The organism is Kitasatospora sp. NPDC059571, from assembly GCF_042735675.1.
In the GTDB taxonomy this organism is placed as follows: Bacteria; Actinomycetota; Actinomycetes; order Streptomycetales; family Streptomycetaceae; genus Kitasatospora.
Genome location: NZ_JBHWBW010000770.1, coordinates 1 through 1924, shown reverse-complemented (window position 1 = coordinate 1924; position 1924 = coordinate 1). Strand labels below are relative to the sequence as shown.

Genomic DNA, 1924 nt, shown 5'->3' with positions numbered 1-1924 from the left:
GCTGCGGGACGAGGACCTGCCGGAGGGCGGGGCGCCCCGGGGGGGGGGCGGGGGGCGAGGGGGGCGTGAGATGGGGCCGGCGACCCGCCCCCACCACCCCCCCCCGGGGGGCGGCCCACGCCCCCCGGGGCCCCCCGCCCGGCGGGCGGGGCCGTTCAAGCTTCACCGATCGCGATATTTGACAGGCTGAAGTATCTCCGTGCATCGTTACTTCAGTTGATTCACTATCGCTCGTCTGAAGCAGTCAGGGCGCTCCGCACGGAGCCCGACTCGGTCCCGCCGGGCGCCCCCAACAGGAGGAATGAGAACCGTGAGTGAGGCCCCACAGCCCACCTCCGCGGCCGAGAAGCCGAGCAGCGCGCGGGTCCTCCCCGCGCTGATCCTCGCGATGCTGGCCTTCAGCGTGGTGCAGACCGCGGTCGTCCCGATCCTGCCCTCGCTGGCCAAGGAACTGAACGTCTCCGGTTCGAACATCACCTGGCTCATGACGGCCAACCTGCTGTCGGCCGCGGTCCTCACCCCGCTCCTCGGCCGCTTCGGCGACCTGCGCGGCCGCAAGCCGATGCTGCTCGTCTCGCTCGCCGGCCTGGTCGCCGGCTCCGCGCTCGCGGTCGGCACCCACTCCTTCACCTGGCTGGTCGTCGCCCGCGTCCTGCAGGGCGCCGGCGGTGGCGTGCTGCCGCTCGCCATCAGCATCGTCCGCGACGAGCTGCCCCGCGAGAAGGTCACCGGCGGCGTCGCGGCGATCAGCGCCTCGATGGGCGTCGGCAGCGGCCTCGGCCTGGTCGCCACCGGTCTGCTGCTGGAGCACTGGAGCTACAAGTCCATCTTCTGGATGGGCCTCGCCTTCGGCCTCATCGCGGTCGCCCTGGTCGCGCTGCGGGTGCCCAAGGACCCGGTCGTCGACAAGAACGGCGGCGCCGACCCGCTGGGCGCGCTCACCCTCGCCGGCTGGCTCTCCGCCCTGCTGATCGCCGTCAGCCAGGGCAACCACTGGGGCTGGACCTCCAACCGCACCCTCGGCCTGTTCGCCGTCGCCGCCGTGGTCGCCCTGGTCTGGATCCTGATCGAGGTCAAGGTCACCCACCCGCTGGTCGACATGAAGATGCTGTCCCGCCCCGCGGTCGCCTTCACCAACATCTCCGGCCTGCTCATGGGCTTCGGCATGTACGGCTCGTTCATGGTCATCAGCAACTTCGCGCAGACCCCGAGCAAGCTCACCCACTACGGCTTCACCGCCACCGTGCTGCACGCCGGCATCATGCTGCTGCCCTCCGCGCTCGGCTCGATGGTCGCCGCCCCGCTCGGCGCCCTGATGATCGCCCGCCGCGGCCCCCGCCTGCCGCTGGTCCTCGGCGGCATGCTCGGCGCCGTCTCGATGGCCTACCTCGCCGTCCGGCACAGCCACGAGTTCGACATCTACCTCGCCTCCGCCGTCTTCGGCCTGGGTGTCGGCCTCGCCTACGCCGCCATGCCGGCCTACATCAACGGCGCCGTCCCGGCCGAGCAGAGCGGCATCGCCAACGGCATGAACGCCGTGCTGCGCACCGTCGGCGGCGCCATCGGCACCGCCGTGATGGCCGCCATCCTCACCGGCGACACCATGAAGCTGCCGATCCCGGTCGCACTGCCGACCCTGCACGCCTACGAGCACGCGTTCTGGACCGCCGCCGTGATGTGCGTGGTCGCCGGCCTGGTGCCGTTCGCCATCCGGCGGATCAAGGCCGCCGACGCGCCCGCCGCGACCGAGCCCGCGTCCGCCGGCCCGGTGCTCGCCAAGACCGACGCCTGACGAGGCGTCCGCCCCCGCGCCACGGGACAGGGCGCGGGGCGGGCCGGCGCCGCCCGCGGTCGGTTGTGGGCATCGCGACCACGGGACACGGCCCGGCCCACCGAGCGGCCCCGCACCTCGACGGTGCGGGGC

The 1924-nt window shown here is 73.0% G+C and carries 1 protein-coding gene; it reads left to right on the top strand.

Annotated features, from left to right (window positions below; all coding sequences use genetic code 11):
• The first annotated feature begins 310 nt into the window (after nt 1–310).
• On the top strand, nt 311–1792 hold the full coding sequence (locus tag ACFV0G_RS38850) for an MFS transporter (protein WP_380558469.1): 1482 nt from the start codon (nt 311–313) through the stop codon (nt 1790–1792).
• Nucleotides 1793–1924 lie beyond the last annotated feature (132 nt).